22 protein-coding genes are annotated in these 21,415 nt (G+C 61.5%); 14 read left to right on the forward strand and 8 right to left on the reverse strand.

Annotation, left to right across the window (positions count from 1 at the left end; all coding sequences use genetic code 11):
• Positions 1-24 precede the first annotated feature (24 nt).
• The 6 genes from ACGYK4_RS06560 to ACGYK4_RS06585 all read right to left on the reverse strand — a co-directional run bounded on the left by ACGYK4_RS06560 (position 25) and on the right by ACGYK4_RS06585 (position 5,521).
• Positions 25-1,329: a branched-chain amino acid ABC transporter permease gene (locus tag ACGYK4_RS06560; RefSeq protein WP_394429968.1), complete on the reverse strand. Its 1,305-nt coding sequence runs from the start codon at positions 1,327-1,329 to the stop codon at positions 25-27.
• The gene (locus ACGYK4_RS06565) at positions 1,326-2,336 is read right to left on the reverse strand and encodes a branched-chain amino acid ABC transporter permease (RefSeq protein ID WP_067261483.1); all 1,011 of its coding nucleotides are present in this window, start codon (positions 2,334-2,336) and stop codon (positions 1,326-1,328) included. Before ACGYK4_RS06565 ends, ACGYK4_RS06560 begins: the two co-directional genes overlap by 4 nt.
• A gap of 2 nt (positions 2,337-2,338) precedes the next feature.
• Positions 2,339-3,160 (reverse strand): ABC transporter ATP-binding protein, encoded by an 822-nt coding sequence (locus ACGYK4_RS06570; RefSeq protein WP_271687269.1) that lies wholly within the window; start codon positions 3,158-3,160, stop codon positions 2,339-2,341.
• A complete protein-coding gene (locus tag ACGYK4_RS06575; protein WP_067266791.1) occupies positions 3,157-3,939 on the reverse strand; it encodes an ABC transporter ATP-binding protein in 783 nt (260 codons plus the stop codon). Before ACGYK4_RS06575 ends, ACGYK4_RS06570 begins: the two co-directional genes overlap by 4 nt.
• Before the next feature lie 88 nt (positions 3,940-4,027).
• Positions 4,028-4,189, reverse strand: a complete 162-nt coding sequence (locus tag ACGYK4_RS06580; protein WP_394455675.1) for a hypothetical protein — start codon at positions 4,187-4,189, stop codon at positions 4,028-4,030.
• 147 nt (positions 4,190-4,336) lie between these two features.
• A complete protein-coding gene (locus ACGYK4_RS06585; protein WP_394455677.1) occupies positions 4,337-5,521 on the reverse strand; it encodes an ABC transporter substrate-binding protein in 1,185 nt (394 codons plus the stop codon).
• A gap of 186 nt (positions 5,522-5,707) precedes the next feature.
• On the opposite strand from ACGYK4_RS06585, the gene ACGYK4_RS06590 reads away from it, so the two are divergent.
• Positions 5,708-6,805, forward strand: a complete 1,098-nt coding sequence (locus tag ACGYK4_RS06590) for a PQQ-dependent sugar dehydrogenase (protein WP_394455678.1) — start codon at positions 5,708-5,710, stop codon at positions 6,803-6,805.
• A 3-nt stretch (positions 6,806-6,808) separates the two neighbouring features.
• Here ACGYK4_RS06590 and ACGYK4_RS06595 read toward each other — a convergent pair whose 3' ends face one another.
• On the reverse strand, positions 6,809-7,813 hold the full coding sequence (locus ACGYK4_RS06595) for a GlxA family transcriptional regulator (protein ID WP_271687273.1): 1,005 nt from the start codon (positions 7,811-7,813) through the stop codon (positions 6,809-6,811).
• Positions 7,814-8,004: 191 nt separating this feature from the next.
• Here ACGYK4_RS06595 and ACGYK4_RS06600 point away from each other — a divergent pair, with 191 nt between their 5' ends.
• The gene (locus ACGYK4_RS06600; RefSeq protein ID WP_394455680.1) at positions 8,005-9,375 is read left to right on the forward strand and encodes a class II 3-deoxy-7-phosphoheptulonate synthase; all 1,371 of its coding nucleotides are present in this window, start codon (positions 8,005-8,007) and stop codon (positions 9,373-9,375) included.
• 90 nt (positions 9,376-9,465) lie between these two features.
• Here the strand turns inward: ACGYK4_RS06600 and ACGYK4_RS06605 are convergent, their stop codons facing one another.
• On the reverse strand, positions 9,466-10,125 hold the full coding sequence (locus tag ACGYK4_RS06605) for a PAS domain-containing protein (RefSeq protein ID WP_394455681.1): 660 nt from the start codon (positions 10,123-10,125) through the stop codon (positions 9,466-9,468).
• Between the two features lie 281 nt (positions 10,126-10,406).
• Between ACGYK4_RS06605 and ACGYK4_RS06610 the strand changes: the two genes are divergently transcribed.
• From ACGYK4_RS06610 to ACGYK4_RS06665, 12 genes are all read left to right on the forward strand, one after another.
• Positions 10,407-11,297, forward strand: a complete 891-nt coding sequence (locus ACGYK4_RS06610; RefSeq protein WP_394455682.1) for a YicC/YloC family endoribonuclease — start codon at positions 10,407-10,409, stop codon at positions 11,295-11,297.
• A 3-nt stretch (positions 11,298-11,300) separates the two neighbouring features.
• On the forward strand, positions 11,301-11,948 hold the full coding sequence (gene gmk, locus ACGYK4_RS06615) for a guanylate kinase (RefSeq protein WP_394401072.1): 648 nt from the start codon (positions 11,301-11,303) through the stop codon (positions 11,946-11,948).
• On the forward strand, positions 11,945-12,466 hold the full coding sequence (locus tag ACGYK4_RS06620; protein WP_394455684.1) for a gamma carbonic anhydrase family protein: 522 nt from the start codon (positions 11,945-11,947) through the stop codon (positions 12,464-12,466). Before gmk ends, ACGYK4_RS06620 begins: the two co-directional genes overlap by 4 nt.
• Position 12,467: 1 nt before the next feature.
• Positions 12,468-13,520, forward strand: coding sequence for an ATP-binding protein (locus ACGYK4_RS06625; protein WP_394455685.1), 1,053 nt, complete (start codon positions 12,468-12,470; stop codon positions 13,518-13,520).
• Positions 13,521-13,658: 138 nt separating this feature from the next.
• Entirely contained in the window at positions 13,659-14,699 is a 1,041-nt protein-coding gene (locus ACGYK4_RS06630) for a substrate-binding domain-containing protein (protein ID WP_271691303.1), read from the forward strand.
• Positions 14,700-14,769: 70 nt separating this feature from the next.
• Positions 14,770-16,266, forward strand: coding sequence for a phosphate ABC transporter permease subunit PstC (pstC, locus tag ACGYK4_RS06635; protein ID WP_394455686.1), 1,497 nt, complete (start codon positions 14,770-14,772; stop codon positions 16,264-16,266).
• Positions 16,263-17,618, forward strand: a complete 1,356-nt coding sequence (pstA, locus tag ACGYK4_RS06640) for a phosphate ABC transporter permease PstA (RefSeq protein WP_271687279.1) — start codon at positions 16,263-16,265, stop codon at positions 17,616-17,618. Before pstC ends, pstA begins: the two co-directional genes overlap by 4 nt.
• Before the next feature lie 15 nt (positions 17,619-17,633).
• Positions 17,634-18,431, forward strand: a complete 798-nt coding sequence (gene pstB, locus ACGYK4_RS06645; RefSeq protein ID WP_394455688.1) for a phosphate ABC transporter ATP-binding protein PstB — start codon at positions 17,634-17,636, stop codon at positions 18,429-18,431.
• 4 nt (positions 18,432-18,435) lie between these two features.
• Entirely contained in the window at positions 18,436-19,143 is a 708-nt protein-coding gene (gene phoU / locus ACGYK4_RS06650; protein ID WP_209217798.1) for a phosphate signaling complex protein PhoU, read from the forward strand.
• Positions 19,144-19,147: 4 nt separating this feature from the next.
• Positions 19,148-19,837, forward strand: a complete 690-nt coding sequence (gene phoB / locus ACGYK4_RS06655; protein ID WP_067266767.1) for a phosphate regulon transcriptional regulator PhoB — start codon at positions 19,148-19,150, stop codon at positions 19,835-19,837.
• Positions 19,838-20,020: 183 nt separating this feature from the next.
• Complete coding sequence (gene aroQ / locus ACGYK4_RS06660) at positions 20,021-20,458, forward strand: type II 3-dehydroquinate dehydratase (RefSeq protein WP_394455689.1); 438 nt, start codon at positions 20,021-20,023, stop codon at positions 20,456-20,458.
• Positions 20,458-21,213: a LuxR family transcriptional regulator gene (locus tag ACGYK4_RS06665; RefSeq protein WP_394455691.1), complete on the forward strand. Its 756-nt coding sequence runs from the start codon at positions 20,458-20,460 to the stop codon at positions 21,211-21,213. Before aroQ ends, ACGYK4_RS06665 begins: the two co-directional genes overlap by 1 nt.
• Positions 21,214-21,415: the final 202 nt, after the last annotated feature.

The raw sequence follows: 21,415 nt of genomic DNA on the forward strand, positions 1-21,415 counted from the left end.
TTATATCGTGAAGCTCAGCGGGATTTACCGCTCGGGGATCAACCCACGCGGGCTGAAGCGCAGGACCAGAAGCAGCACAATGCCCATGGTCAGAAGCCGCATATGCGCCGCGCTCTCGATCAGATGGGCCTTCAGGGCCGACCCTTCGGACATGCCCGCGGTGATCAGGTTCATCAGCCACAGGCCCATCGGCTCGACCTGCACCCAGAGGAACCAGATCAGGAAGCCGCCAAGGATCGCGCCGAAGTTGTTGCCCGACCCGCCAACGATCACCATCACCCAAATGAGGAAAGTAAAGCGCAGCGGCTGGTAGGTGCCGGGCGTCAACTGGCTGTCCATCGTCGTCATCATCGCCCCCGCGATGCCGCAGATCGCGGAGCCGAGGATGAAGACCTGCAAATGCCGCGCGGTCACGTCTTTGCCCATGGCCTCTGCCGCGACTTCGTTGTCGCGGATCGCGCGCAGCATCCGGCCCCATGGCGAGTGCAGCGCACGCTGGCTCATCCACAACAGGACGATCAGAACAGCGGCGAAGAGCGCGATATAGAGCAGTTTGACCCAAAGCGTCGAGGCGTCTACCGGATCGAAGCCAAGGCCCGCCGCACGTTCCACGAAGGCGGGGTTGTTTTGCAGGTCGATCTCATAAGGAACAGGGCGGGGCAGGCCGATCACGTTCTTTACGCCGCGGCTCATCCAGTCTTCGTTCTTTAGGACCGCGATGATGATCTCGGCGATCCCCAGCGTCGCAATCGCCAGATAGTCCGACCGCAGGCCAAGGGCCGTCTTGCCGATCAGCCACGCCGCGCCAGCGGCAAAGAGACCGCCCACGGGCCAAGAGATCAGCACCGGCAGGCCAAGACCCCCGAGATAGCCGGTCTGCGCGGGGTTAATCGCCTCGACCGCCTGAACGGCGGGGTCGAGCAGGGCGCGGAAGATGAAGAAACCGATGACCAAGACCGCGATCACCGAAAGCGTGCGCAGCGTGCCCGGGGCCATCCGTTTCATCAGCATGACCGCCGCCACCACGGTGGCCGCCCCAAGCGCCAGCGCCCCCAGAATGGCGAAACCACCGGTGGACCAAGCGCCCTCGGTCGGGGGCATGGAAACCAGCACAGCCGCCAGACCGCCAAGCGCCACAAACCCCATGACGCCCACGTTGAACAGGCCCGCAAAGCCCCATTGCAGGTTCACCCCAAGCGCCATGATCGAAGAGATCAGACCCATGGCGATGATCAGCAGAGCCGAGTTCCAGCTTTGCGCAAAGCCGGTGTAGATGATCATCAAGGCGATGATCGCGAAAAGGATCGTGTTTTTCACAGTCTGGGTCATACCGATTTCCCCTTGAACAGGCCGGTGGGCTTGATCAGCAGAACGATCAGAAGAATGACGAAGCTGACCGCAAATTTGTAATCCGTGCTCATGAGCTGCACCAAGCCGTCCGGCTGCAACCCTTCGGGCATCACATAGCCCAGCACCTTTTTCCACGCGTAGGTGATCGTGACCTCGCTGAATGCGATCACGAAACCGCCCGCGATCGCCCCGACCGGAGAGCCGAGCCCGCCGACGATGGCCGCTGCGAAGATCGGCAGCAGAAGTTGGAAATAGGTGAAGGGTTTGAACGACTTATCAAGACCATAAAGCGTGCCCGCAATCGTCGCCAAGGCGGCCACGATCATCCATGTGATCATCACCACACGCTCGGGGTTGATGCCCGACAAGAGCGCCAGATCCTCGTTATCGGAATAGGCGCGCATGGATTTGCCCGCCCGCGTCTTGTTAAGGAACCAAAACAGCAGCGCCACGACGATGATCGCGGTAACGATGGTGATGCCTTGGGTGGTCTTAAAGGCAAGACCTTCGCGCAGGCCAGTCATCTCTTTGAAATCCCGCGCCGACATGATGAAGCGCTGGCCGTCAAGGAAGTTCTGGTCATCCGCGCCGATGATGAAGCGGGTGATCCCGTTGTAGATGAAGGTCACGCCGAGAGAGACAATCACGAGGATCACCGGCTTGGCCTTCTGTTCACGGTAGAACTTGTAGACCACCTTGTCGGTGCCGAGCACCAGCAGCATGGTAAAGGCGATGCCGAAGGGCAGGGCCAGAAGCGCCGTCGGCAGCACGCCGAGGCTGAGGCCCATGGACTGGAACAGCCATGTCATCAGGATCGTCGCCATGGTGCCCATGGCCATTGTGTCGCCATGGGCGAAGTTGGAAAACCGCAAGATGCCGTAGACCAGCGTCACGCCAAGCGCGCCAAGCGCCAGCTGCGAGCCATAGGCGATGCCCGGAATGAGCACATAGTTCGAAAGTGCAATGAAAGCGTTGAGCAGATCCATGTTCAGCCCCCCAGAAACGATTTGCGGACTTCAGGATCGGCCAAAAGCTCTTTGCCGGTGCCGGTAAAGGCATTCGCCCCCTGCACAAGCACATAGCCTTTGTCCGCGATTTCAAGCGCTTGACGGGCGTTCTGTTCGACCATCAGGATCGGGATGCCGGTGCGGGCAACCTCAATGATCCGGTCGAAAAGCTCGTCCATGACGATGGGCGAGACACCCGCCGTCGGCTCATCCAGCATCAGCACCTTGGGCTGGGTCATCAGCGCGCGGCCCACGGCCACCTGCTGGCGTTGCCCGCCCGACAGTTCACCCGCCGCCTGATGGCGCTTTTCCTTAAGGATCGGGAAAAGGTCATAGACCTGTGCCATCGTATCGCGAAAGTCATCGCGGCGGATGAAAGCGCCCATCTCAAGGTTCTCTTCGACCGACATTGAGGTGAAAATGTTCGAGGTTTGGGGCACGAAGCCCATGCCCTTGGCCACACGGTCCTGCGGGCTGAGTTCGGTGATGTCTTCACCATCCAGCCGCACATGGCCCTTGCGCATATCGAGCATGCCGAAGACCGCCTTCATGCCGGTGGATTTGCCCGCCCCGTTGGGGCCGACGATCACCGCGATCTCGCCGCGGTCCACGGCGATGGTGCAGTCATGCAGGATGTCGGGGCCGTTGCCGTAGCCCGCCGTCATGCCGTCACCAATCAGGAAGGGGCCGCCGGGGGCGGGGTGGGTTTTGCCGCTGGCCTTGGGCATGATGCTGCCTTGGCCCTTCGCGTTGCCGACCGACCAATCTTTGTTGCCGCGGTCGCCGTAGGGATCATTGCTCATGCGCCTACCTTGTCCTTGTTCTTCAGACCGGTGCCGAGATAGGCCTCGATCACCTGTTCGTTCGCCTTGATCTCATCCAGCGTGCCTTCGGCCAGAACGTGGCCCTCAGCCATGCAGATCACCGGGTCGCAAAGGCGGCCGATGAAATCCATGTCATGCTCGATCACGACGAAAGTGTAATTGCGCTCTTGGTTAAGCCGGATGATCGCGTCGCCGATGGTGTTCAGCAGCGTCCGGTTCACGCCCGCGCCGACCTCGTCGAGGAAGACGATTTTCGCATCCACCATCATGGTGCGGCCAAGCTCCAGCAGCTTTTTCTGCCCGCCCGAGATCTGGCCCGCCTTCTGTTCGGCCAGATGTTCGATGGTCAAAAACTCCAGCACCTCATCGGCCTTGGCCTTGAGGGCGCGTTCCTCATTGGCGATGCGTTTGGTGCCGAACCATGTGTTCCACAGCGTCTCGCCCGACTGGTTGCCGGGCACCATCATCAGGTTCTCACGGCAGGACATCGAAGAAAACTCATGCGCGATCTGGAAAGTGCGGAGCAGCCCCTTATGGAAAAGCTCATGCGGGGGCAGGCCGGTGATGTCCTCCCCATCCATGGTGACGCGGCCCGATGTGGGCTGAAGCACGCCGGCAATTACGTTGAACAGCGTGGTTTTCCCCGCGCCATTGGGGCCGATCAAACCGGTGATCGATCCTTTCTCGATCGACAGGCTTGCCCCGTCGACGGCGTGAAACCCGCCGAAGTGTTTGTGTACGTCGTCTACGACGATCATATGTCCATCCCCGTGTCCGCCACCTTGTGGCTGGTTTTTATCGGTCGTCATATGGGCCGCGCAGGCAGATGCGCGCCGCCATACCTGTTTACAATTTGCTGAGATTCTTGGAAGGGGCCGCTGCGGTCCTGATCTGAAGAAAGCCCTGCGCTGCCTTGTCAGAGGCAGATTGCGCCGTATTGCCGAAATCGCGTTCAGCAAAATACATGCCCAAAGCCCTGACCGAGACGGCCATACGTTGCTTTTTCATCCTGTCCTCCCAGACGGGACGTGTTTTCCACGTCCTCAATAGGGGATTTGTACTGGCTGCAACCCAGGAAGAAAAGCCGATTTCCTAAGCAAAAGGCCCGATCGCACTGCGACCGGGCCTATCTTAGCGGTTAGATGGTGGCGTGGATCAGCGGTAGCCGACCGTGACCATCTTGCCGTCTTTCATCTCGACCTCACGGTAGTTGCCCGCGCTCTCGCCCGGTCCGATCAGCTCGACCGCCGAGGCACCGACATAGTCCACGTCGCCGCCGTCTTTGATGATCTGAAGCGCCTTGCCCAGTTCACCCGGCAAGATTTTCTCACCCGGGGCGTTGGCGACTTCCATCACCTTTTCCTTGTACTCCGCCGGATCGTTGGAGCCTGCGGCCTGCATCGCCAGCAGCATCAGCGCCGCCGCGTCATAGGATTCAGGCGAGAAGGCGTTGGTCGGCTCGAAGCCGGCTTCCTTGCCCATCTTCTTGTAGTTGTCCGGGCCTTCGCCAGCAGCACTCGGGTTCTGGCCGAAGGAGCCATCCGCGATCTCGGCGAATTTCTCTTCTAGCGTGTCGGAGACCATGCCGTCGGGGAACATGAAGACGTCGAATGCACCGGCGTCCAGCGCACCGTTCACGATGCCCGCGCCACCTTGGTCGACATAGCCTGCCACGACCAGAACCTCACCACCGGCAGAGGCCAGCGCGCCGACTTCGGCGGAGTAGTCCGCTTTACCGTCTTCATGCGAGGTGTTGATGGTCACGGTGCCGCCGGATTCCTTATAGGCGGTCTCAAAGCTGTCGGCCAAACCTTTACCATAGTCGTTGTTGGTATAGGTGACGGCGACTTCCTTGATGCCACGGTCGTTCAGGATGTCGGCCATGACCTGACCCTGACGTGCGTCCGACGGCGAGGTGCGGAAGAACAGGCCGTTGTCTTCGACCGTCGACAGGGCCGGGGATGTCGCGGAGGGCGAGATCATCACGATGCCGTTCGGAATGGCGACGTTTTGCAGCGAGGCTGTCGTCTCGCCCGAGCACATGCCGCCCACGATGCCGCTCACGCGGTCGGAGGTGATCAGACGCTCAGCCGATGCCACGGCGAGGCCCGCGTCGATGCAGCCGGTGTCGCCACGCTCGGAGGTCACGGTGGCGCCGTCGAGGAACATGCCGCTCTCGTTAACCTCGGAAATCGCCAGTTCGGCACCGGCGGCCATGTCATTGGCCAGCGATTCCAGCGGGCCGGTGAAGCCCAGCAGAATGCCGATTTTGGTGTCTTCCGCATGCGCGCCCGTGGCGAGCAAAGCAACGGCCGTTGTGGCCATCAGTATTTTTTTCATTTGGTACTCTCCCTTAGTTGAACTCCCGTTCTGATCGAACGTTAGGTCGTGGTTTCGAAAAAGAAAAGGCGATTTATAAAGTGTTTTTCGCGGGCAGGTTTTCGCGTGGACCGGGAACGATGGTGGAAATGGGCGGTGCGCTGGCTATGTCTTGAACCAAGCCCCCATACCCAAAGGAGCCTGCCCATGACCCGCGCAAAACACCTCGCCACCGCCGCCTTCATCAGCCTCGGCAGCCTCTGCGCTGCGGGTGCCGCCACAGCGCAGAGCGGTCTCTCGATCACCCCCATGGCCGAGGATCTCGAAGCCCCTTGGGGCGTTGCCCCCTTGCCCGGTGGCGGTCTGTTGGTGACAGAGAAGGCCGGGCGTTTGATCTACCAGAAAGATGACACACGGCACGAAGTCTCGGGTCTGCCGGAAGTGGCTGTTGTCGGGCAGGGCGGTCTGTTGGACATCACCGTGGCCGGGGATTTCGCGCAAAGCCGCCTGCTGTTCCTGACCTACGCCAAACCCCAAAAGGGCGGCGGCGCGGGGACCGCTCTGGCCAGCGCGCGCTTGTCAGAGGATAGCCGCAGTCTGGAAAACCTAACCGGGCTTTTCGTCATGAAGCCGGGCAGCAGCGGCGGCCAGCACTTCGGCTCGCGCGTGGTCGAAGCGCCGGATGGTACGCTGCTGGTGACCATCGGCGAACGCGGCGATCGTCCGGCGGCGCAGGACCGCAGCACCCATAACGGCAGCATCATCCGTGTGAACCGCGACGGCTCGGTCCCCGATGACAACCCCTTTGTCGACACCCCCGACGTGCTGCCCGAAATCTGGTCATACGGCCATCGCAACCCACAAGGGGCGGGGCTGGATTTGGACGGTCGGCTTTGGGTTTCGGAACACGGGGCCAAGGGCGGGGATGAGGTGAACCGCATCACCAAAGGCACGAATTACGGCTGGCCCGTGATTTCCTACGGTGAACATTATTCGGGCGCGAAGATCGGTGAGGGCACGGCGAAAGAAGGGATGGCGCAGCCCGATTTCTACTGGGATCCTTCCATCGCGCCTGCGGGGCTGATGGTCTACTCCGGCGCGCTTTTCCCTGAATGGGAAGGTGACATTTTCGTCGGCTCGCTCAAGTTCGACTATATTGCCCGGCTAAGCGGCACGCCGCTAGAAGAGGTGGCGCAGATCAAGACCGACGAGACCGCCCGCGTGCGCGATGTCGTCGAAGGGCCGGAGGGCGGAATCTGGTTCATCTCAGAGGTCAACGGCACCGTCTACCGGATCACGCCCTGACCCTCAGGCGGGCTGCCGGGTGGATTGGCTTCCGCGCTCACGATAAGGCGTGGTCTGGTAATGCGCCCGGTAGCATTTCGAGAAATGCGAGGGCGAGGCAAAGCCGCAGGCCAGCGCCACGTTGATCACGCTCATATCCGTCTGCATCAGCAGGTTGCGCGCCTTTTGCAGCCGCAATTCCATATAGTAGCGTTTTGGGCTGCGGTTCAGGTAGCGCCGAAACAGACGCTCTAGCTGGCGGGTCGACATGCCCACGTCACGGGCGAGGATGGATGGGCTGATCGGCTCTTCGATATTGCGCTCCATCTGCTGAATCACTTGGGAGAGCTTCGGATGCCGTACGCCGATTCGCGTGGGCACCGAGAGGCGCTGCGTGTCTTGGTCGGTGCGGATCGAGGAATAAATGAGCTGATCCGCCACGGCGTTGGCCGTCTCCTCTCCATGATCATCGGCGATGAGTTTCAGCATCATATCCAGAGAAGACGTACCGCCCGCCGTGGTCAGCCGGTTGCCGTCGACCACGAAGACCGATTTCGTCAAAATGACCTCTTCGAATTCCTCGCCGAAACTGTCCTGATTCTCCCAATGGATCGTGGCGCGTTTGCCGTCGAGCAGACCCGCCTTGGCCAGCGTATGCGCCGCGGTGCACAGCCCGCCGACAACCAGCCCCTTGCGCGCCTCGCGGCGCAGCCATGCCAGCAGCTTTTTGGTGGTCGCGGCCTGCACGCCGATGCCGCCGCAGATCATGATGGTGTCGTCGCGGCCCAACTCTTCAAGCCCGCCGTCCAGCGCGAAAACCGCGCCGGATGAGCTTACACAGGTCTCACCGCTTTCGCCCACGACCTGCCATTCATAGACCTCGCGTTCGAGCATGCGGTTGGTGATCCGCAGGCATTCCACCGCCGAGGCAAAGCTCAGAAGGGTGAAATTCTCCAACAACACAAAGACGAAGCGCCGCGGCTTGTCGGTCTGGGGGGGCATGCGGGTGGCCGGGCGCGGTTGGGACATCACGGCGTCTTTCTATTCAGGTCGTCTCTGTCGACATGTGCCATGGCCGCCAGAACTTGCCGGAAACATTGCCCACGGGCCTCACGCCACGTCAATAGGGCGCATTTCGGTTCTGGTCACTTTCCCCGCGCCTTTGTATAGAGAAAGATCACGAAGCGCCGACACTCGGCGCTGTGGAGCGGAGTAGAAAGATGACAGACTGGAGCACCTCGAGCTGGCGCAGCAAACCGCGCGTCCAGATGCCCGATTACCCTGACCAAGCCGCATTGGAAGCGGTTGAGGCACAGCTGGCACGCTATCCGGTCCTCGTTTTTGCGGGCGAAGCACGCCGGTTGAAGAAACATCTGGCCGCCGCGGGCCGTGGCGAAGCCTTCCTTTTGCAGGGCGGTGATTGCGCCGAAAGCTTTGAGCAATTCAGCTCGGACGCCATTCGCGACACCTTTAAGGTGATGTTGCAGATGGCCATCGTGCTGACCCATGGGGCCAAGGTGCCGGTGATCAAACTGGGCCGCATGGCCGGTCAATTCGCCAAGCCGCGCTCGGCCCCGACCGAAGTGGTGGATGGCGTGGAACTGCCCAGCTACCGCGGCGACATCATCAACGATCTGGCCTTCAACGAAGCGGCGCGTATCCCCGACGCGCAAAAGATGCTGCGCGCCTATACGCAGGCCGCCGCCACGCTGAACCTGCTGCGCGCCTTCTCGACCGGGGGCTATGCGGATGTGCATCAGGTCCACGGCTGGACACTGGGCTTCACCGATGACGAAAAGGCCGAGAAATACCGTGAGATCGCCAACCGCATCTCCGACACGCTTGATTTCATGGCCGCCGCTGGGGTGACCGCCGAAACCGCGCATACGCTGCAATCGGTGGAGTTCTACACCAGCCACGAGGCGCTGCTGCTGGAGTATGAAGAGGCGCTTTGCCGCCGTGACAGCCAAACCGGCAAATGGCTTGCGGGCTCAGGTCACATGATCTGGATCGGTGACCGCACGCGGCAGCCCGACGGGGCGCATGTGGAGTTTGCCAGCGGCGTGCAAAACCCGATTGGCCTGAAGTGTGGTCCCTCGATGACCGGCGATGACCTTAAGCAATTGATGGCAAAGCTGAACCCCGAGAACGAAGAGGGCCGTCTCACCCTGATCTCGCGCTTTGGTGCGGGGCAGGTGGGCGATCACCTCCCGCGTCTGATCAAGACCGTGCAGGAAGAGGGCGCGAATGTCGTCTGGACCTGTGACGCGATGCACGGCAACACGATCAAATCCTCCACGGGCTACAAGACCCGGCCCTTCGATTCCGTGCTGCGCGAAGTGCATGAATTCTTTGCCGTGCATAACGCCGAAGGTTCCGTCCCCGGCGGTGTGCATTTCGAGATGACCGGCCAAGACGTGACCGAATGCACCGGCGGTGTTCGGGCGGTCAGCGACGAAGACCTGTCGGATCGCTACCACACTGCCTGCGACCCGCGGCTCAACGCCAGCCAGTCGCTGGAACTTGCCTTCCTCGTGGCCGAGGAACTGTCGAACCGCCGCGTGGCACAGACAGCGCGGGCGGCAGGGTAACAGCCCCGGGCTGCACTTGATTGTGACGAAAGAGACGCCGTCCCGCTAGTTGCGGGGCGGCGTTTTCGCGTTCCGAGGGCGGCGGACGGGCTATTCCTGCTCTGACTTCACTAGGCGGAGATAGGGCGGAATCTCACCCGCCGGGACGGCGGTGAAGCTTGCTTTCGGCTCTGCGAATCCGGTTTCGCGTGGCAAAAGCGGCTGCGGCGACGGATCGGCATGGCGCAGAGGTTTGGCCACCCCGCCAAAGGCGCTCTGCCGCGTGGCCTGCGCCAGATCGAAACGCCGTGGGGTTTGTCCGATCTCCCCCAGCACGACGAGACAGCCCAGCACCCGGCTGACATCGCCCAGATCGCTTTTCAGCGGCAAGAGCAACATCCGCCCCGTCAAGGCAGGCCGCCCATAGCTCGCCGCCGCGCCCAGGTGCAGTGTGATTTGGCCGGGCATCTGAAACACTTCTTCCAGCGCTTCGCTGACGCGGGGGCGTGACTGCGTTCCGAAAAAGGCGGTGATCGGCATGCCGCGCACCTCCATCCCCATGAGATCGCGCAGATGGCCGCCCGCAATCCGCAACCGTCCGACACCCACGGCGACGCGTTCGAGGATAAAGGCATATTCCAATGCCTGCTCGATCCCGCGCGGGTCGATATCCGACCGCCGCGGCATCAATCTGTTGCCGCGCAGGGCCTCCCAATAGGCTTCGACCTGCGCGAGCGGGCCATAGCCAACATGCGTCCGATGATCTGACATGGCGACAACATTCTGCGCGGTGTGGCCTGTATTGCCCATTGAAACTCACCCATAAGGACTTGGCCAATACAGCAGCCGTTTTTGAAACGACAGCGGCACAATGCGGCCGAAATGATTACCAAATCATTAATACCGCAGGCGGTTAAGGATTTCGTTACGCTTTCGCTGAAGTGGTTAACGCCTGAGCCACGGGATCCGCCGGGCCGAGGGGGCGGGGGCTTGCCCCTCGCGGGGGTTTCGCCGTAAGGCAGGACATGACCGCCCTTGCAAGGAACGCGCCGATGATCAGGTCCATGACAGGTTTCGCCTCTGCCTCCGGCGCTTTGGAGGGTTGGAGCTGGTCTTGGGAGCTGCGCGCGGTCAATGGCAAAGGGCTCGACCTGCGCCTGCGCGTGCCCGATTGGATCGTGGGGCTTGAGGCCGCCTTGCGCAAGGAGATTTCGGCGGAGGTGGCGCGGGGCAATATCACCTGCAACCTGCGCATCTCCTCGGCTGAGAGTGACGGCAGCTTGCAGATCAACGAGGCGCATGTCGACACGCTGCTGACCGCCCTGCATGAGATTGAGGCCCGTGCGATGGATGCCGGCGTATCGCTGGCGCCCTCGCGGGCTAGCGACATTCTTTCCATGCGCGGCGTGCTGGAACAGGCCGATCAGGCACAGGACATCGACGCGCTGCGCGCCGCTTTGCTGGCGGAAGTGCCGACCCTGCTGCGTGATTTCAACGAGATGCGCGCGCAGGAAGGCGCGGCGCTGGCCAGTGTGATGCAAGAGCAGTTGACCGAGGTCGAAAACCGCGCCGCCGAAGCCGCCGCATTGGCCGAGGCCCGTAAGGAAGAAACCGCTGCCCAGTTGCGCCGCAACCTCGCGCGCGTGCTCGACAACAGCGAGGGCGCGGATGCGGACCGGGTGGCGCAGGAGCTGGCCTTGATCGCGGTCAAGGCCGATGTCACCGAAGAGATCGACCGCCTTGCCGCCCATGTCGCCGCCGCGCGTGCGCTGATCGGGCAGGGCGGGCCGGTGGGGCGCAAGCTGGATTTCCTGATGCAGGAATTCAACCGCGAAGCCAACACGCTCTGCTCCAAGGCGCAGAGCACCGAATTGACGACTGTCGGTCTGGCCCTGAAGGCGGTGATCGACCAAATGCGCGAACAAGTGCAAAATGTGGAGTAAGACGTGACAAACCCAAGCCGACGCGGCCTTCTGATCATCCTCAGTTCCCCCTCCGGGGCGGGCAAATCGACCATGGCCCGCGCCCTGCGCGCATGGGATCCGACGATCAACTTCTCGGTCTCTGCCACCACCCGCGCCCCCCGACCGGGCGAGGAGGACGGCAAGGATTACCGCTTTGTCGGCGAAGAGGAGTTCCGGCAGGCCGTGGCTGAGGGCGAAATGCTGGAACACGCCCATGTCTTTGGCAACTTCTACGGCTCCCCCAAGGCCCCCGTGCAGGCAGCGATCGACGAGGGGCAGGACATCCTTTTCGACATCGACTGGCAGGGCGCACAGCAGATCCGCAACTCCGACCTGAACACCCATACGCTGTCGATCTTCCTACTGCCGCCCTCAATCACCGAGTTGAAACGCCGTTTGGAAAGCCGGGGGCAGGACGATGCCGAAACCATCGCCAAGCGCATGGGCAAAAGCTGGGATGAGATCAGCCATTGGGACGGCTATGACTTCGTGCTCGTGAACGACGATCTCGACCAGACCGAGGCGCGGCTGAAGTCCATCATCACCGCCGCGCGCCTGCGGCTGAGCCAACAGCCCGCCATCAAGGATCACGTTCGCCGTCTGCAATCCGAATTCGAGGAATTGAAATGACCCTCTACGCCCTCGCCGATGCCCGCCCCGAAGTCTCCCCCGATGCATGGGTCGCCCCGGACGCCAATGTCATCGGCAAGGTGACGCTCGGCCCCGAAGCCTCTGTCTGGTTCGGCAGCACCCTGCGCGGCGACAATGAGATGATCACCGTGGGCCGCGGCAGCAATGTGCAGGAGAACTGCGTCTTTCACACCGATATGGGCTATCCGCTGACCGTGGGCGAAGATTGCACCATCGGCCATAAGGTCATGCTGCATGGTTGCACCATCGGCGACAACTCTCTGATCGGCATGGGGGCCACGGTGCTGAATGGTGCCAAGATCGGTAAGGACTGCTTGATCGGGGCAGGGGCGCTGATCACCGAAAACAAGGTGATCCCCGATGGGTCGCTCGTCATGGGCGTGCCGGGCAAAGTGGTCCGTGAGCTTGACGCGCAGGCGATCCAACAGTTGACCGCGAGCGCCAAACACTATGCCGAGAACGCGGCGCGCTTCCGCCGCGATCTTGAACCGCTCTGACATGGGCAGCACCGCCGTAACCCTTTCCGATGTGGTGGCGGCGCTGCCGCTGCCAAGCGTGGCCATCAATGCCGAAGAGCGGATCACCGTTCTGAACGCGCCCGCCGAGGATCTGCTGGGCAAGGGGCTGCTGGGCCGCCATTTCGTCACCGCGCTGCGCCAGCCGGGGCTGGTCGAAGCGGTTGAACGCTGTCTTGCGGGCGCGGGCCCCTGCCAAGCGCGCTTTACCAGCACCGGCGGCGAACATGGCACCACCTATGACGTCAGCCTGCGCCCGGTGGGCGACCACGGGATTGTCCTGCTCAGTTTTAACGACGTGACGGAGATGGCGCAGGCAGGCCAGATGCGCCGCGATTTCGTGGCCAATGTGAGCCATGAGTTGCGCACCCCGCTGACCGCGCTGATCGGCTTCATTGAGACGCTGCAAGGTCCGGCGCGCGATGACACGGCGGCGCGCGAGCGGTTTCTGGGGATTATGGCGCAAGAGGCCGAGCGGATGAATCGGCTGGTGGGAGAGCTTTTGTCCCTCAGCCGGGTCGAGGCCGAAGAGCGCGTGCGCCCCGAAGCGCCGATCGATGTGCGCGACGTGCTGCGCGGCACCCTGCGCAACCTCGCGCCGCTGGCGGTCGATAGCAATGTGACACTGGCGCCCAAACTGGGCGATGCACCGGCCCTTGTGCTGGGTGATGCGGATCAGTTGGTGCAGGTCTTTACCAATCTCATCGAGAACGCGATCAAATATGGCGGGCGCGACAACCGGGTTGAGATTTCGGTCAAACGCACAGCCCATGACCCGGCGATGCGCGGCCCCGCGGTCTATGTCAGCGTGCGCGACCATGGGCCCGGAATCGACGCCATCCATCTGCCGCGGCTGACCGAACGGTTCTACCGGGTCGACAGCCACCGCAGCCGTGCGCTTGGCGGAACGGGGCTGGGTTTGGCCATCGTCAAACACATCATGAATCGCCACCGCGGGCGTCTCAAGATCACCAGCACCCCCGGCGAAGGGGCCGAATTCCGCGTGATTCTGCCGATGAAACCGGGTTCTGACTGATTTTTGCAGAAATTTGGTGATTCAGGCCGACTGTCATGAAACTGTAACGTTGCTGTCACAAAAGCACAGCACCGCCTTCATAGACGGGGCGCAGATCACCATGGGGTGGTCACCAATTCGCATCTGACAGGAGATATCATGTCACTCGCAAAACTCACCACATCCGCCCTGGCGATTGCCGCCGTATCCGCAACCGCTGCTGCCGCGCGTGACCAAGTACAGGTTGCCGGTTCCTCGACCGTGCTGCCCTATGCCTCCATCGTCGCCGAAGCCTTTGGCGAAAACTTTGACTTCCCGACACCGGTCGTGGAATCGGGCGGCTCCTCGGCTGGCCTCAAGCGTTTCTGCGAAGGCGTGGGCGAGAACACCATCGACGTGGCCAATGCCTCGCGCCAGATCAAAGACGCCGAAGTGGCGGCCTGTGCCGAGAACGGCGTGACCGACATCATCGAAGTGCGCATCGGCTATGACGGCATCGTCTTCGCCTCCGACATCAATGGCGAGACCTTCGAGTTCACGCCGGTCGATTGGTACAAAGCCCTCTCCGCCAAAGTTGTCGTCGACGGCGAAGTGACCGAGAACCCCTATACCACATGGGATCAGGTCAACCCCGACTTCCCCGCCCAGCCGATCCAAGCCTTCATCCCCGGCACCAAACACGGCACGCGTGAAGTGTTTGAAGACAAGGTGATCCTCGCAGGCTGCGAAGAAACCGGTGATTTCGAAGCCTTCCTCGAAGCCGCGGATGGCGACAAGAAAGCCGCTGAGAAAGAGTGCATCAGCCTGCGCACCGACGGCAAGTCCGTGGACATCGACGGCGACTACACCGAGACGCTGGCGCGCATCGAAAGCAACCAAGACGGCATCGGCGTCTTCGGTCTGGCCTTCTACGAGAACAACACCGACAAGCTGCAAGTTGCCACCATGGGCGGCGTCGAGCCAACCACCGAGAGCATCGCCTCGGGTGACTACCCCGTATCGCGCCCGCTGTTCTTCTACGTCAAGAAAGCCCACATCGGCGTGATCCCCGGCCTGAAGGAATACGCTGAATTCTTCGTCGCCGACGAAGTTGCCGGCCCCGACGGCCCGCTGGCCGAATACGGTCTGGTCTCCGACCCTGAACTGGCCGACACCCAGTCCGTGGTTGCGGATGAGACCGTGATGGGCAGCGGCTCCTAAGCCTTTACCCTTATCGCCGGGGGCGGGTGACTGCCCCCGGTTTTTCGCTTTTTGATCCACCGGGGGACATGTGGGACAAATACTGACAACAGGCGCGGTGCTGCCGCTGGTCATCCTGATCGCGGCCCTGGCACTGGGCGGGTATTTCCTTGCGCGGCGTCGGGCTTTGGCCTCTGCCCAAGGCGACAGCCGCAAGCTGCATTCGCTGCCAAGCTACTACGGCTATAATGCAGTGATGAGCGTGGCGGTGCCCGCGCTTTTGGTTTTGGGCATCTGGCTGCTGGTCCAGCCGATGCTGGTGCAATCTTCGGTGGTCGATATGATCCCCGCCGAGGCTGTGCCCGAAGGCTCCTCCGTTAATCTGATCATGAGCGATGTGCGTCGTCTGGCCGATGGGCTGGACGCGGCCGTCTCTTCCGGCGCGCTTAGCGCGGCAGATGCGACCGATCTTTCCGCTGCCGATGACCTGCGCGCATGGCTGGGCGAACAGGGCGTTGCCTTGGGTGCCGAGATCAGCCCCGAGGTGCTGCAAGCTGCGCAGGCTTACCGCGAGATGACGGCGACGGGCAATTTCTGGCGCCACATCATCGTGGCGCTGATCGCCTTGGCCGGGCTGGCCATGGTCTACCGCGAAACCGATGCCACCTTCCGCGCTCGCAACCGGGTCGAAGGGGGCGTGAAAGCGCTGCTGATCCTCGCGGCGTCGCTCGCGATCCTGACCACGGTGGGCATCGTGTTGTCGATGCTCTTCGAGACGATCAATTTCTTCAACCTGCATCCCTGGACTGACTTCTTCTTCGGCTCTTCCTGGGCACCGAACTTCCGCGGCGACAGTGACCTGTCGATCCTGCCGCTGCTTTGGGGGACGCTATATATCTCGCTCATCGCGCTACTGGTGGCCGTGCCCATCGGGCTTTTCGCCGCGATTTACCTGAGCGAATATGCAGGCCCCAAGGTGCGCGCCACGGCCAAGCCGCTGCTCGAAATCCTCGCAGGCATCCCCACAATCGTTTACGGCCTTTTCGCGCTGCTGACGGTGGGGCCGTTCCTCGTCCAAGTCTTCGGACGCGGAGAAGAGGGGCTTCTGGGCGTCGATTGGATGTCGGGGGCGACCTCGGTCCTGACCGCCGGGCTGGTCATGGGCATCATGTTGATCCCCTTCGTTTCCTCCCTCTCGGACGACATCATCAACGCGGTGCCGCAATCGCTGCGCGATGGCTCCTTCGGGCTGGGTGCGACCCAATCCGAGACGATCCGCCAAGTGGTGCTTCCTGCGGCGCTGCCGGGCATCGTGGGCGCCGTGCTGCTGGCCGCGAGCCGCGCCATCGGTGAGACCATGATCGTGGTGCTGGGGGCAGGGGCCATCGCCCGCATCTCGGCCAACCCGCTGGAAGCCATGACCACCATCACCACCCGCATCGTCAGCCAGTTGACCGGGGACAGCGATTTCGCCAGCCCCGAGACGCTGGTGGCCTTCGCCCTTGGCCTGACCCTCTTCGTCCTGACCTTGGGCCTGAACGTGCTGGCCCTCTACATCGTGCGCAAATACCGGGAGCAGTACGAATGAGCGATATCCCCAACCCCGCAGCCCCCATCGCAGACCCGCGCGGAGCTTCGCTGCTGGTCCAAGACGGGCGCACCAAACGCCGCAACGCTTCCGAGGGCCGTTTCAAGCTCTATGGCATCATTGCCATCGTCATCGGCCTCTTGATGCTGCTGACGCTGCTCTTCACCATCATCTCCCGCGGGACCGGCGCGTTTCAGCAGACCTATGTGACGCTTTCCGTGCCGCTGCTGGAAGACAAGCTCGACAAAAACGGCAACCGCGATTTGGAAGACATCAAGAAGGTCTCGACCTTCGGATATTCGCCGCTGCTAAAAGCTGCCTTTGAAAACAAGGTCGAAGCGGGCGAGGTTGAGACCGATCTCAAGCCCAAGGCGATGGCAGATATCCTGTCGAAAGACGCCGCCGCTCAATTGCGCAACTACGTCTTGGCCAACCCGGAGCTGATCGGCACGAATGCCGAATTCGAGTTCCTGACCAACAGCCGTGTCGATGGCTACCTCAAGGGCCGCGTGACCCGCGAAAGCATCGCCAATGACAAGAACATCAGCGCCGAGCAGCTTGATCTGGTCGATGCGTTGATCGCCGACGGCAGCATCGAAAAGCGGTTCAACCTCGACTTCATCACTGGTGCCGACGCCTCTGACGCGCGGCCCGAAGCGGCAGGCATGGGGGTGTCGATGATCGGCTCTTTCGCGATGATGCTGGTGGTGCTGGTGCTGGCGCTGCCCATCGGGGTCGCCGCGTCGATCTACCTCGAAGAATTCGCGCCGAAGAACTGGATCACCGACATCATCGAAGTGAACATATCGAACCTCGCCGCGGTGCCCTCGATCGTCTTTGGTATCCTTGGCCTCGCGGTCTTCATAAACTACATGCACCTGCCGAACTCGGCTCCGCTGGTGGGCGGTCTGGTGCTGACGCTGATGACCCTGCCGACGATCATCATCTCGACCCGCGCCTCGCTCAAATCGGTGCCGCCCTCGATCCGCGACGCGGCGCTTGGGGTAGGGGCCTCGAAAATGCAATCGGTGTTCCACCATGTGCTGCCCCTCGCCGCACCGGGCATCCTGACGGGGACGATCATCGGGCTTGCCCAAGCCCTTGGCGAAACGGCACCTTTGCTGCTGATCGGCATGGTGGGCTTCATCGCCTCCAACCCGCCCGACAGCATCGCCGAAGGGCTGATGGCCCCGAACTCCGCCATGCCGGCCCAGATCTATGAATGGGCCAAACGCGCCGACCCGGCCTTCTACGAACGCGCTTGGGGCGGTATCATCATCTTGCTGGTGTTCCTGATCACGATGAATGCCATCGCCGTGCTGCTGCGCCGCCGCTTTGAGCGTCGCTGGTAAACCAAGGACGGGACCATGAAAGACAACAGATATTCGGAGAGTGACGTGACAACCCAACCCGTCAAGATCGCGGCCCGCAACGTGCAGGTCTACTACGGTGACAGCCACGCCATTCGCGACGTGGACATCGACATCAACGACAAGACCGTGACCGCCTTTATCGGCCCTTCGGGCTGCGGCAAATCGACTTTTCTGCGGTGTATCAACAGGATGAACGATACAATTGATGTGGCCCGCGTGACCGGCGACGTCCGTATCGATGGCGAAGACATCTATGACAAACGGGTCGACCCGGTGCAGCTGCGCGCCAAAGTGGGTATGGTTTTTCAAAAGCCAAACCCCTTCCCAAAGTCGATCTACGACAACGTGGCCTACGGCCCCCGCATCCACGGGCTGGCCCGCAATAGGGCCGACCTCGACGATATCGTCGAACAGGCCCTGCGCCGGGGCGCGATCTGGAACGAGGTGAAGGACCGTCTGCACGCACCGGGCACCGGCCTTTCGGGCGGCCAACAGCAGCGTCTGTGCATCGCCCGCGCCGTGGCGACCGAACCCGAAGTGCTTTTGATGGACGAACCATGCTCGGCCCTTGACCCCATTGCCACCGCGCAAGTGGAGGAATTGATTGACGAATTGCGTCAGAACTACTCCGTCGTGATCGTCACGCACTCCATGCAACAGGCCGCGCGGGTGAGCCAGAAAACCGCCTTTTTCCACCTCGGCAACCTCGTGGAATTTGGCGACACCGACGACATCTTCACGCGCCCCCAAGACCCGCGCACCGAAAGCTACATCACCGGCCGTATTGGATAATATCATGTCAGATCAACACATTGCATCAGCATTCGACCGCGATCTGGAAGCCGTTCAGGCGCAGATCCTTAAAATGGGCGGGCTGGTCGAAGACGCCATTCGCCGCGGCGCGCAATCGCTGGAAACCCGCGACGAAGAGCTCGCCAATGAGGTGCGGGCAGGGGATAAGGCCATCGACGGGCTGGAGGAGCAGATCAACGAAAGCGCCGCCCGTGTCATTGCGCTGCGCGCGCCCACGGCGATCGACCTGCGTCTGACGCTGAGCGTCATCAAGATTAGCGCCAACCTCGAACGTATTGGCGACTATGCAAAAAACATGGCCAAGCGCACCAGCGTCCTGAACCAGATGGAGCCGGTCAGCGACAGCACCGGCGCGATCCGCCGCATGGCTGGCGCGGTCGAGGCGATGCTGAAAGACGCGCTCGACGCCTATATTCAGCGCGACGCGGATCTTGCGCGGGATGTGATCACCCGCGACGAAGATGTCGACCAGATGTATAATGCGCTCTTCCGCGAATTCCTCACCTTCATGATGGAAGACCCGCGCAGCATCACCGCCTGTATGCATCTGCATTTCATCGCCAAAAACGTCGAACGTATGGGTGACCATGTGACCGCCATCGCCGAACAGGTTGTCTATCTGGTGACCGGTGAGACTCCCGAGGACGACCGGCCCAAGGCCGACCGCACTTCGATCACCACGAAGGACTGAGACGATGGACGTCACACGCCCCCAGGTTCTGCTGGTAGAAGATGAACCCGCGCAACGTGAGGTACTGGCCTATAACCTCGAAGCCGAAGGCTTTGAGGTGCGCCGGGCCGAAGACGGCGAAGAAGCCATGCTTCTGGTCTCAGAGGCCGCGCCGGATTTGGTGATCCTAGATTGGATGATGCCTTTGATGAGCGGCATCGAAGTCTGCCGCCAACTCAAATCGCGCGAGGCGACGCGGCACATTCCAGTCATCATGCTCTCCGCGCGCTCTGAGGAAGTGGATACCGTGCGGGGGCTGGAAACCGGCGCGGACGACTATGTGATCAAGCCGTACAACCTGCGCGAACTTATGGCCCGTGTGCGCACGCAGTTGCGCCGCACACGTCCCGCAGCCGCAGGCGCGCTGCTGAGCTTTGACGACATCCAGCTCGACCCGGAGCGTCACCGCGTGAGCCGCGCGGGCAACGAGCTGAAACTGGGGCCGACAGAGTATCGGCTGCTGACGACGCTGCTGGAAAAACCTGGGCGCGTGTTCAGCCGCGATCAACTGCTCGACCACGTTTGGGGCCGCGACATCTATGTCGATACCCGCACGGTGGATGTTCATATCGCGCGACTGCGCAAAGCATTGACGCGCGAAGGTGGCGGAGACCCGATCCGAACCGTGCGCGGCGCGGGTTATGCTTTGGGTTAAACTCTTCTAGCTCTTCTCAGGACTCGTTTTGTTTACATAATACTGATTATCAGTTTCACAGATCGCCATGCCAGCCCTGTTGTTGCGATTTTCTCGCCACAGTAGCACCGCAATGCCACCTGACGCTGGACAGCGCCAGTTTTGCTCCGTTAACACTATCTAGATGATTTAATGTGAGTGATTATGGCGTCTGTACTTATCTTGAACGGCCCGAACCTGAACCTTTTGGGCACGCGGCAGCCTGAGGTCTATGGCAAGACCACCTTGGCGGATGTTGAGGCACTCTGTGCCGAGGAAACCGCACGGCTGGGTCTGGAGATGCAGTTTGCGCAGTCGAACCACGAAGGCAACCTGATCGATCTGATCCATGCGGCCCGCGGCCAACATGCTGGTATCATTCTGAATGCCGGCGCCTATACCCATACCTCCATCGCGCTGATGGACGCCATCGCCTCTGTTGAACTGCCGGTGGTCGAAGTGCATCTGAGCAATATTCACGCGCGCGAGAGTTTCCGCCACACATCCTATATCGCGCCTGTGGCCCTTGGACAAATCTGCGGCTTTGGCGTTCATGGCTATGTTCTGGCCATCCAAGCCCTTCAACCTCATATCGTAAGCTAATGATTTTGCGCGACTATCTGCATCAGATCGCGCATAGCCCGACAATCGAAGCACTCTGGGATGCCCATACGCGACAGATGGCTGACTATGGGTTCGACCGGCTGATCTACGGCTTTACGCGCTACCGGACACCGACCTCTTTGGGCGACCCGGCGGATTTCGTGATATTGAGCAACCAAAGCGCGGAATACCTCAACGGCTATCTGCACAGTGGGCTCTACTTCAACGCGCCGATGCTGCGTTGGGCGCTCAACAACGAAGGCGCCTGTAGCTGGGGCACCCTGGCGGAGATCACGCAGCGCGATGGCCTGTCGGAGACCGAAAAACGGGTGATCGACTTCAACGCCAGCATGGATGTGACGGCGGGCTATACGATCAGTTTCCGCTCGATCTCGGCCCGGTCCAAGGGGGCGATTGCGCTAACGGCGCGCCGTGGCCTGTCTCAGGATGAGGTGGATGCGATTTGGAAGAAGCATGGCGCTGACATTCAGCTGATGAATGAAATCGCGCATCTGAAGATCCTCTCCCTGCCCTATAGCAGCCCCAACCGCAGCCTCACGCGGCGTCAACTGGAGGTGCTGCAATGGGTCGGAGATGGCAAGACCACGCAGGATATTGCCCTGCTGATGGGCCTGACGGCGCCTACGGTCGAAAAACACTTGCGCCTCGCGCGGGAGGCTTTGTCGGTCGAGACGACGGCTCAGGCGGTGCTCAAAGCGGCCTTTGCGAACCAGATGTTCGTGATGGATCCGTGATATATTAGGGTATGGAATACCTTACTGGCACCTCAGGTAGTAGATGGCCATGGTCCGCCAGTATCGCGGGTGTTCGCACCTGCGGTACGACGGGCCTTAAATCCTTGTAATACCAAGGCGCTTTTTGGCTCGCCGGTCTCAGTCAGGTTTATTTTTCGCCTGGCTGACCGGATCCTTCCCCTGCCCCATCCAGAACTCGCCC

Source organism: Sulfitobacter sp. 1A13368 (genome assembly GCF_043557275.1).
Classification (GTDB): Bacteria; Pseudomonadota; Alphaproteobacteria; order Rhodobacterales; family Rhodobacteraceae; genus Sulfitobacter; species Sulfitobacter faviae.

Bases quoted from the DNA above. Each gene is read 5' to 3' on its own strand.
- ACGYK4_RS06560 (WP_394429968.1), bottom strand. From the start codon at position 1,329: ATGACCCAGACTGTGAAAAACACGATCCTTTTCGCGATCATCGCCTTG.
- ACGYK4_RS06565 (WP_067261483.1), bottom strand. From the start codon at position 2,336: ATGGATCTGCTCAACGCTTTCATTGCACTTTCGAACTATGTGCTCATT.
- ACGYK4_RS06570 (WP_271687269.1), bottom strand. From the start codon at position 3,160: ATGAGCAATGATCCCTACGGCGACCGCGGCAACAAAGATTGGTCGGTC.
- ACGYK4_RS06575 (WP_067266791.1), bottom strand. From the start codon at position 3,939: ATGATCGTCGTAGACGACGTACACAAACACTTCGGCGGGTTTCACGCC.
- ACGYK4_RS06580 (WP_394455675.1), bottom strand. From the start codon at position 4,189: ATGAAAAAGCAACGTATGGCCGTCTCGGTCAGGGCTTTGGGCATGTAT.
- ACGYK4_RS06585 (WP_394455677.1), bottom strand. From the start codon at position 5,521: ATGAAAAAAATACTGATGGCCACAACGGCCGTTGCTTTGCTCGCCACG.
- ACGYK4_RS06590 (WP_394455678.1), top strand. From the start codon at position 5,708: ATGACCCGCGCAAAACACCTCGCCACCGCCGCCTTCATCAGCCTCGGC.
- ACGYK4_RS06595 (WP_271687273.1), bottom strand. From the start codon at position 7,813: ATGTCCCAACCGCGCCCGGCCACCCGCATGCCCCCCCAGACCGACAAG.
- ACGYK4_RS06600 (WP_394455680.1), top strand. From the start codon at position 8,005: ATGACAGACTGGAGCACCTCGAGCTGGCGCAGCAAACCGCGCGTCCAG.
- ACGYK4_RS06605 (WP_394455681.1), bottom strand. From the start codon at position 10,125: ATGTCAGATCATCGGACGCATGTTGGCTATGGCCCGCTCGCGCAGGTC.
- ACGYK4_RS06610 (WP_394455682.1), top strand. From the start codon at position 10,407: ATGATCAGGTCCATGACAGGTTTCGCCTCTGCCTCCGGCGCTTTGGAG.
- ACGYK4_RS06620 (WP_394455684.1), top strand. From the start codon at position 11,945: ATGACCCTCTACGCCCTCGCCGATGCCCGCCCCGAAGTCTCCCCCGAT.
- ACGYK4_RS06625 (WP_394455685.1), top strand. From the start codon at position 12,468: ATGGGCAGCACCGCCGTAACCCTTTCCGATGTGGTGGCGGCGCTGCCG.
- ACGYK4_RS06630 (WP_271691303.1), top strand. From the start codon at position 13,659: ATGTCACTCGCAAAACTCACCACATCCGCCCTGGCGATTGCCGCCGTA.
- pstA (WP_271687279.1), top strand. From the start codon at position 16,263: ATGAGCGATATCCCCAACCCCGCAGCCCCCATCGCAGACCCGCGCGGA.
- pstB (WP_394455688.1), top strand. From the start codon at position 17,634: ATGAAAGACAACAGATATTCGGAGAGTGACGTGACAACCCAACCCGTC.
- phoU (WP_209217798.1), top strand. From the start codon at position 18,436: ATGTCAGATCAACACATTGCATCAGCATTCGACCGCGATCTGGAAGCC.
- phoB (WP_067266767.1), top strand. From the start codon at position 19,148: ATGGACGTCACACGCCCCCAGGTTCTGCTGGTAGAAGATGAACCCGCG.
- aroQ (WP_394455689.1), top strand. From the start codon at position 20,021: ATGGCGTCTGTACTTATCTTGAACGGCCCGAACCTGAACCTTTTGGGC.
- ACGYK4_RS06665 (WP_394455691.1), top strand. From the start codon at position 20,458: ATGATTTTGCGCGACTATCTGCATCAGATCGCGCATAGCCCGACAATC.